Origin of the sequence: Chromobacterium fluminis (assembly GCF_011602385.1) — a bacterium.
Lineage (GTDB): Bacteria > Pseudomonadota > Gammaproteobacteria > Burkholderiales > Chromobacteriaceae > Chromobacterium > Chromobacterium fluminis.
In genome coordinates, this window is record NZ_JAAOMA010000022.1 from 50156 (window position 1) to 64360 (window position 14205).

Annotated in this window: 11 protein-coding genes; all 11 read left to right on the plus strand. The window is 61.7% G+C overall.

Annotated elements, in window-relative coordinates; translation table 11 throughout:
* The first annotated feature begins 2 nt into the window (after window positions 1-2).
* The 11 genes from HA052_RS27685 to argS all read left to right on the plus strand — a co-directional run bounded on the left by HA052_RS27685 (window position 3) and on the right by argS (window position 14125).
* Window positions 3-2705: a histidine kinase dimerization/phospho-acceptor domain-containing protein gene (locus HA052_RS27685; RefSeq protein ID WP_240937382.1), complete on the plus strand. Its 2703-nt coding sequence runs from the start codon at window positions 3-5 to the stop codon at window positions 2703-2705.
* Entirely contained in the window at window positions 2624-3856 is a 1233-nt protein-coding gene (locus tag HA052_RS15840; protein ID WP_346774564.1) for an ATP-binding protein, read from the plus strand. Before HA052_RS27685 ends, HA052_RS15840 begins: the two co-directional genes overlap by 82 nt.
* Before the next feature lie 177 nt (window positions 3857-4033).
* Window positions 4034-4867 carry a ferritin-like domain-containing protein gene (locus HA052_RS15845; RefSeq protein WP_166452607.1) on the plus strand — a complete coding sequence of 278 codons (834 nt, stop codon included), beginning with the start codon at window positions 4034-4036 and terminating at the stop codon, window positions 4865-4867.
* A gap of 32 nt (window positions 4868-4899) precedes the next feature.
* Window positions 4900-5115, plus strand: coding sequence for a hypothetical protein (locus HA052_RS15850; RefSeq protein WP_166452608.1), 216 nt, complete (start codon window positions 4900-4902; stop codon window positions 5113-5115).
* 166 nt (window positions 5116-5281) lie between these two features.
* The gene (locus HA052_RS15855) at window positions 5282-5701 is read left to right on the plus strand and encodes a hypothetical protein (protein ID WP_019101451.1); all 420 of its coding nucleotides are present in this window, start codon (window positions 5282-5284) and stop codon (window positions 5699-5701) included.
* 33 nt (window positions 5702-5734) lie between these two features.
* Window positions 5735-7078 carry a prephenate-dependent tRNA uridine(34) hydroxylase TrhP gene (trhP, locus tag HA052_RS15860; protein WP_166452609.1) on the plus strand — a complete coding sequence of 448 codons (1344 nt, stop codon included), beginning with the start codon at window positions 5735-5737 and terminating at the stop codon, window positions 7076-7078.
* Window positions 7079-7814: 736 nt separating this feature from the next.
* Window positions 7815-8915 (plus strand): polyamine ABC transporter substrate-binding protein, encoded by a 1101-nt coding sequence (locus HA052_RS15865; RefSeq protein WP_166452610.1) that lies wholly within the window; start codon window positions 7815-7817, stop codon window positions 8913-8915.
* A gap of 436 nt (window positions 8916-9351) precedes the next feature.
* The gene (locus HA052_RS15870) at window positions 9352-10260 is read left to right on the plus strand and encodes an ABC transporter permease subunit (RefSeq protein ID WP_043631192.1); all 909 of its coding nucleotides are present in this window, start codon (window positions 9352-9354) and stop codon (window positions 10258-10260) included.
* Window positions 10257-11096 (plus strand): ABC transporter permease subunit, encoded by an 840-nt coding sequence (locus tag HA052_RS15875; RefSeq protein ID WP_166452611.1) that lies wholly within the window; start codon window positions 10257-10259, stop codon window positions 11094-11096. Before HA052_RS15870 ends, HA052_RS15875 begins: the two co-directional genes overlap by 4 nt.
* A gap of 108 nt (window positions 11097-11204) precedes the next feature.
* Window positions 11205-12239 (plus strand): MBL fold metallo-hydrolase, encoded by a 1035-nt coding sequence (locus tag HA052_RS15880; protein ID WP_166452612.1) that lies wholly within the window; start codon window positions 11205-11207, stop codon window positions 12237-12239.
* A gap of 167 nt (window positions 12240-12406) precedes the next feature.
* Window positions 12407-14125, plus strand: a complete 1719-nt coding sequence (gene argS / locus HA052_RS15885) for an arginine--tRNA ligase (protein ID WP_166452613.1) — start codon at window positions 12407-12409, stop codon at window positions 14123-14125.
* Window positions 14126-14205 lie beyond the last annotated feature (80 nt).

Genomic DNA, 14205 nt, shown 5'->3' on the forward strand with positions numbered 1-14205 from the left:
CAATGAAGTTTGCCAGGTCGCGCCAAGACCATATCAAATCCATCCGCCGAGCGGTCATCCTGATTGTGCTGTTGCTCGGCGTGTTGCAGGCGATGGCCATTCTGCGCTTGTTGAACGAGTCTTGGGATTCCTATCGCACGGCCCGGCACGTGGCCGAACTCAATCGCGATATTTCCGCCTTGTATCAGGCGGTTAGCTCGGAAAATCTGGAGAGCAGCAAGCTGCGCTTGTTGTTGACGGCGAAATCCCCGCCTACGTCGCAACAGCGCGAGGAGCTAAGCGGGCTCGCCCGCAATACGGACGCCAAGTTCGACCTGGCGCTGGCCTCCATTCCCGTGATGACCGGCATGGACGCCTCCAGTCAGATACGGTTGCGCAATCTGGCCCATGATTTCAAAGTGCTGCGTGAGGAATCCTACGCGGAGTTGCGTCGGCCGGACTTTCAGAGTGAGTCCTTGAGCAATTTGCTGTACTTGGCCACGGCGCGGATGCGCAACGAGGCCGGCGGCATTCTGGCCGCGGACATGGCGCAACTGGCCAGCCAGGGCGATCCCACCCTCAACGGCCTGATGATGATCAAGCAGAGCTTGTGGCAGTTGGGCGGCCAATTGCGCGGCAACGCTGTGGCGTTGATCATGCGCGAGCAATTGGGACATAGGATGAACCGCGACATCGAGGACGATCTGGCCTTCCGGCTTAGTTCTGCGATGTTGATGGTGGAGCAACTGCGCCCGGTGATCCTGGGGGTGCACGACGAAGCGCTGACCGCGGAGTTCACCAGTTTGACCACCTTGACGCTGAAGCTGCAATTGGTGGTTAAGCTGCAACTTGAGCAAATCGACGGCGCCCAGCCCTTCAGTCAGGCCACGAATTTTCACGCCAGCTTGGCGGAGCTGGACGGGGAATTGCAGCGGGTTTTCGACATGGTGGAACGGATGACGGCCGATCGCATTGACGAGAGCCGACGAGTCAATTTGTTCCGCATGGTGCGCGACGGCCTGTTTGGCATGTTGGCGCTGGGCCTGGTGCTGGTGCTGCTGTACTACATGGTGCGGCGCGTGCTGCGGCCGTTGTCCGCCTTGAAGCATATGCTGGACGCCTCCGGCGACGCGGTGCTGATCGTCAATCGCAATGGGCGGATCGAGATCGCCAACGCCGGAGCCGGCAAGATGTTCGTTTACCCTCAGGCGGCGTTGCACGGCATGTCGGTCTACAGTTTGCTGGAGGTGCCGGGCGGCGCCGCGCATCTGACCCAAGCGCTGAACGATCAGGAAACGGTGGCGCTGGCCGGGGAGGGCTTGTCCGCCAAGGGCGAGCGTTTCTATGTGGCGATTTCCCTTAGCCAGTTCAACAATAGCCGGGACCATGGTTGGCGCATGCTCACGGTGCGAAACGAACAGCAAAGGCGGCAGGCGGAAACCTCGCTGGAGCGCAGCGTCGAGTTGTTGTCCGCGATTTCGGTGGTGGAGGGCATGCTGTTGGCGAGGGAGCCGCGCGACAAGGTGTTTGAAGAGCTGCATCGCGTGTTCTGCCACCATACTGGCGCTCGCGAATGTCTGCTGGTGGCTTGGTCGCCGTTGGAAGAGGGCGGGCAGTCCTTGTGCTTGCAGGCAGGCCAATGGCCGCCGGAGTTGCCGCCGCTGTCGGAAGTGGCGCATGCGGCCGCTCCGCTCAGTCAATTGTTCCAACTGCTCAGCGAGCGCTCTACCTGGATTTCCCTGCCGGTGATGCTGGGCGGCGATGTCGCCGCCGCGGTGTGCATGCAACAGCCGGATGTGTACCGACTGGGCGTAGGCATGCAGCCTCTGATCGGCGCTTACGCCAATATCCTGGGTTTTTACGACGAGGAGGCTCGGCGCAAGGTGTCGGAAGCGCAGTTGCGCACCGTGCTGCAGGAAGAGGAGGCGGTGTTCGCCTCGTCCCCGGTGGGCTTGCTGCGTCTGAACGAGCAATTGCAGATATCCCGTTCCAATCAGACGGCGGAAATGATTTTTGATGTCGGAGTCTACGGCCTGGTTGGCATGCACTTGATGGAGCTGATGGCTTCGGATCAAGGCTGGATCGAGCTGACCGAGCATTTGCAGCAAATGCGGCAAGGCACGCGCGTTCACTGTGAGCTGGAGTGTTTTACCGGTGCCGGCCTCCCGATCTGGGTTTTGTTCGAAGGTCAGATGGTGGCGACGGAAACGGTGGAGGGCGTGATGATCCTGGCCTGCCTGGACATCACCGAACGCAAGATGGCCGAGTTCGAACTGCGCATGGCGCGGGACCAGGCCAATGCCGCCAACCGCGCCAAGAGCGCCTTCCTCGCCACCATGAGCCACGAGATCCGCACGCCGATGAACGGGGTGCTGGGCATGTTGGAGTTGTTGAACATGACCCGGCTGGACGGCGAGCAGCGGGACGCGGTGGCCACGATACACGATTCCGCGCACACGCTATTGCGATTGATCGACGATATTCTGGATTTTTCCAAGATCGAGGCCGACAAACTGGAGATCGTCACCGCGCCCACGGCGACGCGGCCGGTTTGGAGAGCATCCGCAGTCTGTACCAGGAAAACGCCTACAAGAAGGGCTTGGATTTCCAGCTGGAGGTGGATGAGCAACTGGCGCCGACGCTGGTGCTGGATCCATTGCGCGTACGGCAGATTTTGCAGAACTTCATCAGCAACGCGATCAAGTTCACGGCTCAGGGCGGCGTGACCATCCGCGTCAAGGTGCTCAGCACCATGGCCAATTATCAATCGCTTAGTTTCGAGGTGGAGGACAGCGGCATCGGCATGACCGAGGACAGCTTGTCCAGGTTGTTCCAGCCTTTCACTCAGGCGGATTCCGACACCACCCGGCGTTTTGGCGGCACCGGCCTGGGGCTTGCCATCTGCCGGCGGCTGGCCGGTCTGATGGGCGGCCACGTGGAGCTGGAGAGCGAATTGGGCAAGGGCAGTTGCGCGAGCCTGTTGCTGGAAGCGGAGTGGTCGGAACAGGTGGTGGCCCCGGTCAGCCTGCCCCAGATCCATGTGCCGGCGGAGACGCCGCGCGAGGAGGAGATCGAAACCGCGGCGCCTTCGCCGGAGCAGCGCGTGTTGCCCATTCTGTTTGCCGAGGACAACCCGACCAACCGAAAGCTCACACTCAAACAACTGGAAAAACTGGGTTATTCGGCGGAATGGGCCGAGGACGGCGAGCAGGCCTTCGCTAAATGGCAAACCGGCCGCTACTCGATGATTCTGACTGATTGCCACATGCCTGGCATAGATGGTTATCAACTAGCGCGGCTGGTGCGCGCGCAGGAGCAAGAGGAACCGGCGCGAGGCCATATTCCCATCGTCGCCTGTACCGCCAACGCCGCCAAGGAGGAGCTGGACAAGACTCGTGAAGCGGGCATGGATGATTTCCTGACCAAGCCGCTGTCGATCGCGGAGCTGTCCGCCGCTCTGCAAAAATGGACGACGACGGAGGGAGCTCCGGAAATCGCGCCTCCGCCGCCTGCCGAGGCAGGGCCAGAGGACGGGCCGGTGGACCGCTCCGTTCTGCAGGTGTACAGCAACGGCGACCTGCAAGTGGAGCTGGAAATCCTGCGCGACTTCCAGCAGGGCAACGCCGAGGACGTGGGCGAGCTGCGCAGCGCCATCGAGGAAGGCTCCAGCGACCGCGTCAGCTTCGCCGCCCACCGGGTCAAGGGCGCCAGCCGCATGGTGGGCGTCAACGCTTTGGGCGACGCCGCCGAAGCGGTGGAAAAGGCGGGCAAGGCCCAGTCGCTGGAACAGGTGGCGGCCTTGATGCCGGCCTTCGACGCGGCGCTGGCCGAGTTTGAGGCCTGGATGGCCAGACAGAATGAAACCAATCCGGCCTGAGAACCTGTTTACGATCTGCTGCGCGTCGTGAGACGTGACACGGAGAGTGCCCCTTCGAAATGCTCATGTACCGTGTGTACACGCCGCTTTCTCAGCGGTTTTCGCCTTGTCTCACCTTAGCTCGCTAGACTTTGAACAGGTGCTGAGGCGCGCCAAGGTCGGCTAGAATGTCCGACCATGAGCGAGCCGACATCACTTTACCCGCAGTTGGAAGCGGCGCTGCTGTGCCGCGACGTTGAGCGCAAGATGGCGCTGGCGGTCGAGGCCTTGCGGGGCTGGCGCGTCGACGCGCTCCCACGCCGAGTGGATGTGCCGCCGCCGTACCCGTTGCCCGAGGCTGGACGTCCTTCGCTGCCGGAGCTGGTGCATCCGTCCAAAGTGCCCAAGCGCAGCCTGTCCTCGCGACAAGGGCATGCCGCCTTGCTCCATGCCATCGCCCATATCGAATTCAACGCCGTCAACCTGGCGCTGGACGCCGCTTGGCGCTTCCGCGAGATGCCGGACGCCTTCGTCAGCGACTGGTTGCAAGTCGCCGCGGAAGAAGCGCGCCACTTCTCCCTCTTGCTGCGGCGTCTGCGGGAGCTGGGCCACGACTACGGCGATTTCCCCGCTCACAACGGCCTGTGGGCGATGAGCTGCAAGACCGATTACGATCCGCTGGCGCGGATGGCCCTGGTGCCCAGGGTGCTGGAGGCGCGCGGCCTGGACGTGACGCCGGGCATTCAGCGGCGGCTGGCCGGCATTGGCGATCACGCGAGCGTGGCGGTGCTGGACATCATCCTGCGCGAGGAAGTGGGACATGTGCGCATCGGCAACGCCTGGTTCGGCCGGCTGTGCCGGCAGCGCGGACTGGAACCGGAGGCCTGTTTTCAGGAACTGCTGCGACGCCACGATGTCCAGCTTTACCGCGGGGCTTATAATCTGGCCGCCCGCGAGCGGGCGGGGTTTTCAGCCAGGGAGCTGGAGGCACTGCGCGCCTTGTGCGAAGACGACACCGCTTCAGCCGGCTAGAATGCTGGCGGCCTTACCTGGAACGATGAAACATGCTATTGAATTTGTTTAAGAAGATGCAAAGGCAGCGACGCTTCGCCATGACGGTGCTGCTGCTCAGCACCTTGATCTTTGCGCTCAGCTCGGCGCTGTGGCGCGGCTTTGACGGCGGTCCCGGTCCGTTGCTGGTCATTCTGTGTCCGCTGGCGATGTTGCTGGCCCTGATCTGCCAGTTCAGCGCTTTGCTGGCATTGGCGAAAAGACCTTAAACCAAAAAAGGATTTTTAAAACAGCGGCTTAAAGTGTTGATTGCGGACGGCGAGCGGGCTTGACTGACACCGGCAGGCCGCGCATAATCGCCCCCGTATCGATAAGGGTCAGGGCTCCACATTGGGTGGAGCCTTTGCTTTTTGGAATTTTCGGAGAAACCGAGTCATGGACCATCAGGCATTCCTGCGCCAATTGGAAACCAATGCGCTGCCTGCATCCGACTTCAACCATCGCGCGCATTTGTACGCCGCCTGGGCCTATCGTCGCCAATACCCGGCGCCGGAGGCCGCCGCCCGCTGCGCGCGCGCGCTGTCCCGTTTCGCCATGGTGAACGGCGCGGCGATGAAGTACCACCACACCCTGACCATGGCCATCCTGGTGATTTTGTACAGCCGGATGGCCAGCCAGCCGCAGTTGCTGGAAGATTGGGAAGCGTTCGCCAGCCACTGCCCGGACATGCTGGCCGACCCCCGCGCGGTGATCCTGCAACACTATTCTTCAGAGCGCCTGGACGACGAGTCGGCGCGCAAAGGCTTTGTTGAGCCGGACCGCGAGCCGTTGCCGATGTCCTGTCTGCTGCACTGAGCCCACGCTCAACGAACCCCACCAGAATAAACAATGAAAGCACCGGAACTTCTGCTGCCAGCCGGCACGCTGGACAAGATGCGCGCCGCCTACGACTTCGGCGCCGACGCCGTCTACGCCGGCCAGCCGCGCTACAGCCTGCGCGCCCGCAACAACGACTTCAAGCTGGAAGAGCTGAAGCAGGGCATAGACGAAGCCCACGCGCGCGGCAAACTGTTCTTCGTCGCCAGCAATATCCTGCCGCACAACAGCAAGATCAAGACCTATATGGCCGATATGGAGCCGGTGATCGCGATGAAGCCGGACGCGCTGATCATGGCCGATCCCGGCCTGATCATGATGGTGCGCGAAAAATGGCCGGAAGTGCCCATCCATTTGTCGGTGCAGGCCAATACCGTCAATTACATGGGCGTCAAGTTCTGGCAGAAGCTGGGCGTGTCGCGCATCATTCTGTCGCGCGAACTGAGCCTGGACGAGATCGCCGAAATCCGCCAGCAATGCCCGGACATCGAGCTGGAAGTCTTCGTGCATGGCGCGCTGTGCATCGCTTACTCCGGCCGCTGCCTGCTGTCCGGCTACTTCAATCACCGCGATCCGAACCAGGGCACCTGTACCAACGCCTGCCGCTGGGATTACAAGGTGCACGACACTCAGGGCGACGACGCCGGCGATGTGCAGACCATCCAGTTCGACTTCAACAAGGCGCTGGAAGAGGCCAATCAGAGTTTCGCCTCCTGCGGCGGCGCCGAGCGCCATCCGCTGGCGGACAAGACCTATCTGATCGAAGAGGGCAGCCGTCCCGGCGAGCTGATGCCCATCATCGAAGACGAGCACGGCACCTACATCATGAACTCCAAGGACCTGCGCGCGGTGGAGCAGGTGGAGAAGCTGGCCAAAATCGGCGTGGATTCGCTGAAGATCGAAGGCCGCACCAAGAGCCTGTACTATGTGGCGCGCGCGGCTCAGGTCTACCGCAAGGCGATCGACGACGCCGTGGCCGGCCGCCCGTTCGACCTCGGCCTGCTGGCCGAGCTGGACGGCCTCGCCAACCGCGGCTACACCCCGGGCTTCCTGGAGCGTCACCAGACCCAGGAATACCAGAACTACCTCACCGGCCATTCCAAGGCCAAGCAGAGCCAGTACGTCGGCGACGTGCTGTCGGTGGACGCCGACGGTTGGGCGCTGATCGAGGTGAAGAACCGCTTCGCGGTGGGCGATCGCATTGAAATCATCCATCCGAATGGCAACCAGATCATCGAACTGGCGCAGATGACGCGCAACGATCAGCCGGTGAGCGTGGCGGCCGGCAACGGCATGCAGGTCAAGATCCCCGGCATGCAGGGCAAGGAAAAGGCCTTGCTGGCGCGGCTGTTCTGATCTGGTAGGGTAGCAATGGAGTAAGACAGGCGGCTAATGGCCGCCTGTTTTTTTCGTTATTGCGACGTTTTTGGTCAACCCTACGCCGCGTTCATGCGTTTTGGGTGCTGTGGATTGGGTGAGCTTTACCTCGAGTTGTTGATAATAGTGAACGTTTGTAATCAGACTGTGGCGTAAGTGTTTATTTTTTTGCGCTGCAAGATCAATAAAAGTTGCGTGTATAAAAAAATATGGTTAAAAAGTAGTCACGTATCAGAGAGAGATGTAAATTTTATTAAACATTCGCTGAGCGTGGAGACAAGAGGAGACGATGTGAGCAGCAATGGCCGCCTAGCGGTCGCGCATCGGCATGGAAGCGCAGGCTTCGCATGCAGGTTTCCCTGGCCGTTCATCGACACTCGCCAAATAGAACGCGGGGCGGAACGGCCTGAATCATGACCCTTAGCACCTCGAAAGTTGCAAACCGTTACGCGCGGACAGATGGCATGGCGCGCTGCGGGGTGTAAGTTGGCATGAGCAGCACGCGATGGGCGGCGCCGGAACCGGTCCGCCAGCCGCAAGCTCGTGCCGCATTCGACCCAGGTCCGCCCAGGCGGCCGGGGAAAATGGAGCAGCGCCATGGCCCGGCAACGGGCGGGGAGCGTGGCGCTGAGGTTGCCGTTATCGGGTCGCCCGATGTCCGCAGGCCGCAGGCCCGGCGTCGGACTGCGCGACCCGTTCCATTAGGAAGCCTGTCATGCAGAATAAGCTGGTTCGCAAAGCGCTGTGTTCATTGCTGATGTTGCTGCCGGTTGCGGCGGCGCATGCCGAAGACAAGGTGCTGAATGTCTACAACTGGTCGGACTACATCGCCAAGTCCACCATTCCCGGATTTGAAAAACAGAGCGGCATCAAGGTCAAGTACGACGTCTACGATAGCGACGACACCTTGCAGGCCAAGATGCTGACCGGCCGCGCCGGCTACGACATCGTGGTGCCCACCTCCAACTTCATGGCCAAGCAGATTGAGGCCGGCATCTACCAGAAGCTGGACAAGTCCAAGCTGCCCAATCTGGCCAATCTGGACAAGGCGCTGATGGCCAAGATCGTGGACGCGGACCCGGCCAACGCCCATGGCGTGCCCTGGGCCTACGGCACCGACGGTCTCGGCTACAATCTGACCAAGGTCAAGGCGGTGCTGGGCAAGGATGCGCCGCTGGACAGCTGGGACATCCTGTTCGATCCCAAATACGTGTCCAAGCTCAAGGGCTGCGGCGTATCGGTGCTGGATCAAGCCAACGACGTGTTCGCCGTTGCTCTGCACCACTTGGGCAAAGACCCTAACAGCAAGAACCCCGCCGACTACCAGGCCGCCTTCGAAGCGCTGAAGAAAATCCGCCCCTACATCACCCAGTTCAATTCCTCCGGCTATATCAACGATCTCGCCAACGGCGACATCTGTCTGGCGTTGGGCTTTTCCGGCGACGTCAACATCGCCAAGCACCGCGCCCAGGAATCCAAGCGGCCGTACCAACTGGCCTATGTGATTCCCAAGAGCGGCGCGCCGCTCTGGTTCGATGTGATGGTGGTGCCCAAGGATGCGCCGCATCCCGAGGCCGCGCTTAAATGGATCAACTACATCCAGTCGCCGGAAGTCAACGCCGCGATCACCAACGAGGTGTTCTACCCGACAGCCAACGCCGCCGCGCGCAAATACGTGAAGCCGGAAATAGCTAACGCCCCGGGCGTGTATCCGTCGGAGTCCGTCGTTAAAACGCTGTTCCTGCTCAAGCCCCTGCCATCCGACATCATGCGCCTGCAGAACCGCCTGTGGACGCAGTTGAAGACAGGGCGCTGAGGCAGGCATCCAACAACGCCGCCGCGCCAGTCTGAATCGGGCCGGCGGCTGCCGTGAGTCGATCCGAGCGCGAGCGCGCCGCTGGCCAGCCAGGCCGGCGGGCACGCGCGCGGCCGGGTCGCATGTGACAGGAGGAGGGAAGGCGCGATGTCCGGCCGCCACGGCCGTGGGTATCCGGGAGAGGAGTTCAAGAGGAGGCCGTTCAACCGGCAGCCCGCGTCATAAGCTGTTCAAACTCCGCTGCGCGTAGTGAGGTGTGCCTCGGCGAGCGCCGAATTCGAAATGTTCATGCACCCCATGCCCATTCGCTTTCTCCGCTGTTTTCGCCTTGCCTCGCTCCAGTTGGCTGGATTTTGAGCCGCTTCCAAGACGGGCCTGGGGGACGGCACAAAAGCAATGCAAGCGAGCCGGATCAAACCGGCCATGTGGTGCTGACATGAAAAGTCTTAAGCTAAGCCGTTGGCTGCCGTCGGGCAGAACCACCGTCATCGGCATGCCGTTCCTGTTTTTGCTGGTGTTCTTCCTGCTGCCCTTCCTGCTGGTGGTGGGCATCAGCTTCTCGCAGCAACAACTGGGCATTCCGCCATACACCCCGCTCACCAAGCTGGAAAACGACGTTTTCACCATTGCGCTGAACATCGGTCATTACAAGTTCATGCTGGGCGACGACTTGTACTTCGCCACCTATATCAGTTCGGTGAAGATGGCCTTCGTTTCCACCGTGCTGTGTCTGTTGATCGGCTATCCGATGGCTTATTACATCGCCCGGGCTTCCGACAGCGCGCGCAACACCTTGATGATGATGGTGATGCTGCCGTTCTGGACCTCCTACCTGATCCGCGTCTACGCCTGGATCGGCATTCTGAAGAACGACGGCTTCCTCAATCAGTTCCTGCTGTGGCTGGGCGTGGTCGACACGCCGCTGCGGCTCTACCACACCAACTGGGCGGTCTATATCGGCATGGTGTTTTCCTACCTGCCGTTCATGATCATGCCCTTGTACGCCCATCTGGTGAAAATGGACCTGCGTTTGCTGGAAGCGGCCTACGACCTGGGCGCCAGGCCGTGGAAGGCCTTTGTACAGGTGACCTTGCCGTTGTCCAAGAACGGCATCATCGCCGGCAGCCTGTTGGTGTTCATCCCGGCGGTGGGCGAGTACGTGATTCCGGAACTGTTGGGCGGCTCCGACACGCTGATGATAGGTCGCGTGATGTGGGATGAGTTCTTCAACAATATGGATTGGCCGATGGCGGCGACGGTGACCTGCGCGATGGTGCTGCTGCTCCTGGTGCCGATGGCGCTGTTCCAGCACTACCAGGTCAAGAATATGGAGGCCGCGAGATGATCAAGCCCAACAAGACGTTGTCCCTTCTGGTGTTGGGCCTGGGTTACGGTTTTCTCTATCTGCCGATCGCGCTGCTGGTTCTGTACTCGTTCAACGAGTCCAAGCTGGTGACGGTATGGTCCGGCTTCTCCACCAAGTGGTATGCCGCCTTGCTGGAGGACGACGAACTGATCAACGCCGCCTGGCTCAGCGTCAAGATCGCGCTGATGACCGCCACCGCCTCGGTGGTGATCGGCACCTGGGCCGGTTTCGTGCTGGCGCGCTTTGGCCGTTTCCGCCTGTTCCCGTTGTTCGCCGGCATGATCAACGCGCCGCTGGTCATTCCCGAGGTGATTCAGGGCATTTCCCTGCTGCTGTTGTTCGTGGCGATGGAGCAGGCCTTCGGCTGGCCGGAAGGGCGCGGCGTGTTCACCATCTGGATAGGCCATGTGATGTTGTGCGTGTCCTATGTCGCCATCGTGGTGCAGTCGCGGGTACGCGAATTGAACCTGTCGCTGGAAGAGGCAGCGATGGATTTGGGCGCGCGTCCCTTGAAGGTGTTCTTCGTGATCACGCTGCCGTTGATCTCGCAGGCGCTGGTGTCCGGCTGGCTGCTGTCGTTCACGCTGTCGCTGGACGACCTGGTGCTGACCGCCTTCCTGTCCGGCCCCGGCTCAACCACCTTGCCCATGGTGATCTTCTCGCGGGTGCGGCTGGGCCTGAATCCGGAAATGAACGCGTTGGCAACGTTGTTCATCGTGTTGGTGTCGGCCGGTGTGGTGGCGGCCAACATCTATATGCGCATGGCGGCGCGCAAGCGCGAGCGCGAGATGAAACTGGCCTTTGCCCAAGGCTGACCGCGGGGGAGGCGGGCCGGCGCCGTCGGCGAGACGGCGGCGCCGGCCGTCTTTTGTTTTCCTCTTTCATCGGCGACAATGCCGGAATTCTTTCGGTATGGTGACGTCATGTCGCGATTGAAGTCCTGGCTGCAAGACCGCTGGCCGCTGCCCGTCTACCGGCCGGACCCGCGGCAGCCGCATCATCAGGCGGACGGCTACCGCAATCTGTTTCCGTTTCGGCAACCAAGCCTGGCCGACGTGTTGCGCTGGGAGTGGCAGCGCAGCCGCATGCCGGCGGTGAAGCACAGGCTGGAGCGTATCCCGCGCCAGGCGCCGGAGCTGGCCGCGCTGAACGCCAACCGAGACCGGCCGTCGCTGACCTGGGTCGCCCACGCCACCAGCTTCATCCAGCTGTGCGGCAAGAACATTCTGATCGACCCGATCTGGTCGCAACGCGCCTCGCCGTTCCAGTGGGCCGGGCCGGAGCGGCAGTTGCCGCCGCCGATGGCTTTGCAGGAACTGCCTGCGATCGATTTGGTGCTGATCACTCACAATCATTACGATCATCTCGACTTCAACACCGTACGCCGGCTGGCGCGCCAGCCGGCCGGCTGCCCGCAGTTCGCCGCGCCGCTGGGCGTGGGCGCGACCCTGCGGCGCGCCGGCGTGCCGGCGTCGCGGATTCAGGAGTTGGACTGGTGGCAGTGTTGCCGTCTGGGCGGCGTGGAGGCGGAACTGACGCCGGCTCATCATTGGAGCAAGCGCTGGATGATGGGCGATGAAAACCGCGCGCTGTGGGGCGGCTTCGCCGTGCGCGGCGACGGGCTTCAGTTCTGGTATCCGGGCGACACCGGCTATCAGGACCAGCTGTTCCAGCTGATAGGCGAACGCATCGGCGCGGTGGATCTGGCCTTGTTGCCGATAGGCGCTTACGAGCCGCGCTGGTTTCTCCGCCCGCAGCACGTGAATCCGGAGGAGGCTGTGCGCATTTTGCTGGACACCGGCGGGCGAGCCGCCTGGGCGGTGCATTGGGGCAGCTTCATCCTTACCGACGAGCCGCTGGACCGGCCGCAGGACGATCTTGCCGCCGCGCTAGCGCAATGGAATATCTCACCGGAGGTGTTTCAATTGCCGGCCATGGGCGAAACCCGCTGGTTTTGAGCCGGCTCTTGGCCGTAAATCCCAAACGTCGTCGCTTGAGGCTTATTTTACCGACGCGGCTTGGCTGCAAGCATTGCCCCTGATGGCAAGCGGGAATACAATCAATAAGTAGTTTTTTTCAGAAGCGAAGACTAATTTTCGTTTTCGCGGCAATTCTTGGGGCTCTAATGACTATTCTTCAACTGATCAATCAACGGGTGCAGGCCGCCCTAGCGGCAGCCGGCGCGCCGGACGCGCCCGCCGTGGTGCAGCCGGCGTCCAAGCCGGAATTTGGCGACTATCAAGCCAATGGCGTGATGAGCGCTGCCAAGCAGCTTAAGACCAACCCGCGCGAACTGGCCCAGAAAGTGGTTGCCGCGCTGGATCTTGCCGGCATCGCCGACAAGGTGGAAATCGCCGGTCCGGGTTTCATCAATATTCATTTAGCCCCTGAATATCTTGCCCGACGAAGCGAAGCCGCCCTGAAAGACGACAAGCTAGGCATCCACCGCGTTGCGCCGCAGCGCGTGATGGTGGAGTACTCCTCGCCCAACCTGGCCAAGGAAATGCACGTCGGCCACCTGCGTTCCAGCATCATCGGCGACGCGCTGGCCCGAGTGATGGAGTATGTCGGCCACGACGTGGTGCGCGCCAATCATGTGGGGGACTGGGGCACTCAGTTCGGCATGTTGACCGCTTACCTGGTGGAAACCAGCCACGCTGGCGACGCCGAGCTGCAGCTGTCCGACCTGGAGACCTTCTACCGCAACGCCAAGGTGCGTTTCGACGAAAGCGAAGATTTCGCCAACCGCGCCCGCGACTACGTGGTCAAGCTGCAAGGCGGCGACCAGAACGTGCTTAAGCTGTGGGAGCAGTTCGTCGACGTATCGCTGAAGCATTGCGAGGCGGTGTACCAGAAGCTCAACGTCGGCCTCAAGCGCGAGCATGTGCGTGGCGAATCCTCGTACAATGACGATCTGCCGGTCATCGTCGAGGAGTTGCGCGCGGCAAGCCTGTTGACCGAGGACGACGGCGCCCAAGTGGTGTTCCTGGAAGAATTCCGCACCCAGGAAGACAAGCCCATGGGCGTGATCATCCAGAAAAAGGACGGCGGTTATCTGTACACCACCACCGACTTGGGCGCGGTGCGCTATCGCCATAAAACCCTGAACCTTGACCGTGTGATCTACGTGGTGGACGCGCGTCAGAGCCAGCACTTCGCTCAGATGTTCTCCATCTGCCGCAAGGCCGGCTTCGCGCCGGAAAGCATGAAGCTGGAACATGTTGGTTTCGGCGTGATGATGGGCGACGACGGCAAGCCGTTCAAGACCCGCTCCGGCGGCACCGTCAAGCTGATCGAGCTGCTGCAGGAAGCCGAAGAGCGCGCGTTCGCGCTGGTCTCGGAGAAGAACCCGGATCTGTCGGAAGCCGAGCGCCGCAATATCGCCGCGGCCGTGGGCATCGGCGCGGTCAAGTACGCGGACTTGTCAAAGAACCGCATGAGCGACTACATCTTCAACTGGGACACCATGCTGGCCTTCGAGGGCAATACCGCGCCCTATCTGCAATACGCCTACACCCGCGTACAGAGCGTGTTCCGCAAGGCCGGTGACTACGACGCCAATGCCGCCATCGTCATCGCCGAGCCGGCGGAGAAGCACCTGGCCGCCGCGTTGGCTCAGTTTGAGGACACCTTGCAGGCGGTGGTGGACGGCTGCTATCCGCACTACCTGTCCCAGTATCTGTACAACATCGCCACGCTGTTCTCGCGTTTCTACGAGGCTTGCCCCATCCTCAAGAGCGAGGGCGAAGTCCGCGCCAGCCGTCTGCAGTTGTCGGCGCTGACCGCCAAGACGCTGAAAACCGGCCTGGATCTGTTGGGCATCAAGGTGTTGGATTCGATGTAAGCTGGCCTTCCCTGTTCAAGCATGCCGCCCGCGCTTCGCGCCGGCGGCATTTTTCATGGGGAGCGGAGATGGTCGGGGCG

Coding starts and splice junctions, on each gene's coding strand:
- HA052_RS15880 (WP_166452612.1), top strand. CDS start 11,205: ATGTCGCGATTGAAGTCCTGGCTGCAAGACCGCTGGCCGCTGCCCGTC.
- HA052_RS15845 (WP_166452607.1), top strand. CDS start 4,034: ATGAGCGAGCCGACATCACTTTACCCGCAGTTGGAAGCGGCGCTGCTG.
- HA052_RS15865 (WP_166452610.1), top strand. CDS start 7,815: ATGCAGAATAAGCTGGTTCGCAAAGCGCTGTGTTCATTGCTGATGTTG.
- HA052_RS27685 (WP_240937382.1), top strand. CDS start 3: ATGAAGTTTGCCAGGTCGCGCCAAGACCATATCAAATCCATCCGCCGA.
- HA052_RS15870 (WP_043631192.1), top strand. CDS start 9,352: ATGAAAAGTCTTAAGCTAAGCCGTTGGCTGCCGTCGGGCAGAACCACC.
- HA052_RS15855 (WP_019101451.1), top strand. CDS start 5,282: ATGGACCATCAGGCATTCCTGCGCCAATTGGAAACCAATGCGCTGCCT.
- HA052_RS15850 (WP_166452608.1), top strand. CDS start 4,900: ATGCTATTGAATTTGTTTAAGAAGATGCAAAGGCAGCGACGCTTCGCC.
- argS (WP_166452613.1), top strand. CDS start 12,407: ATGACTATTCTTCAACTGATCAATCAACGGGTGCAGGCCGCCCTAGCG.
- trhP (WP_166452609.1), top strand. CDS start 5,735: ATGAAAGCACCGGAACTTCTGCTGCCAGCCGGCACGCTGGACAAGATG.
- HA052_RS15875 (WP_166452611.1), top strand. CDS start 10,257: ATGATCAAGCCCAACAAGACGTTGTCCCTTCTGGTGTTGGGCCTGGGT.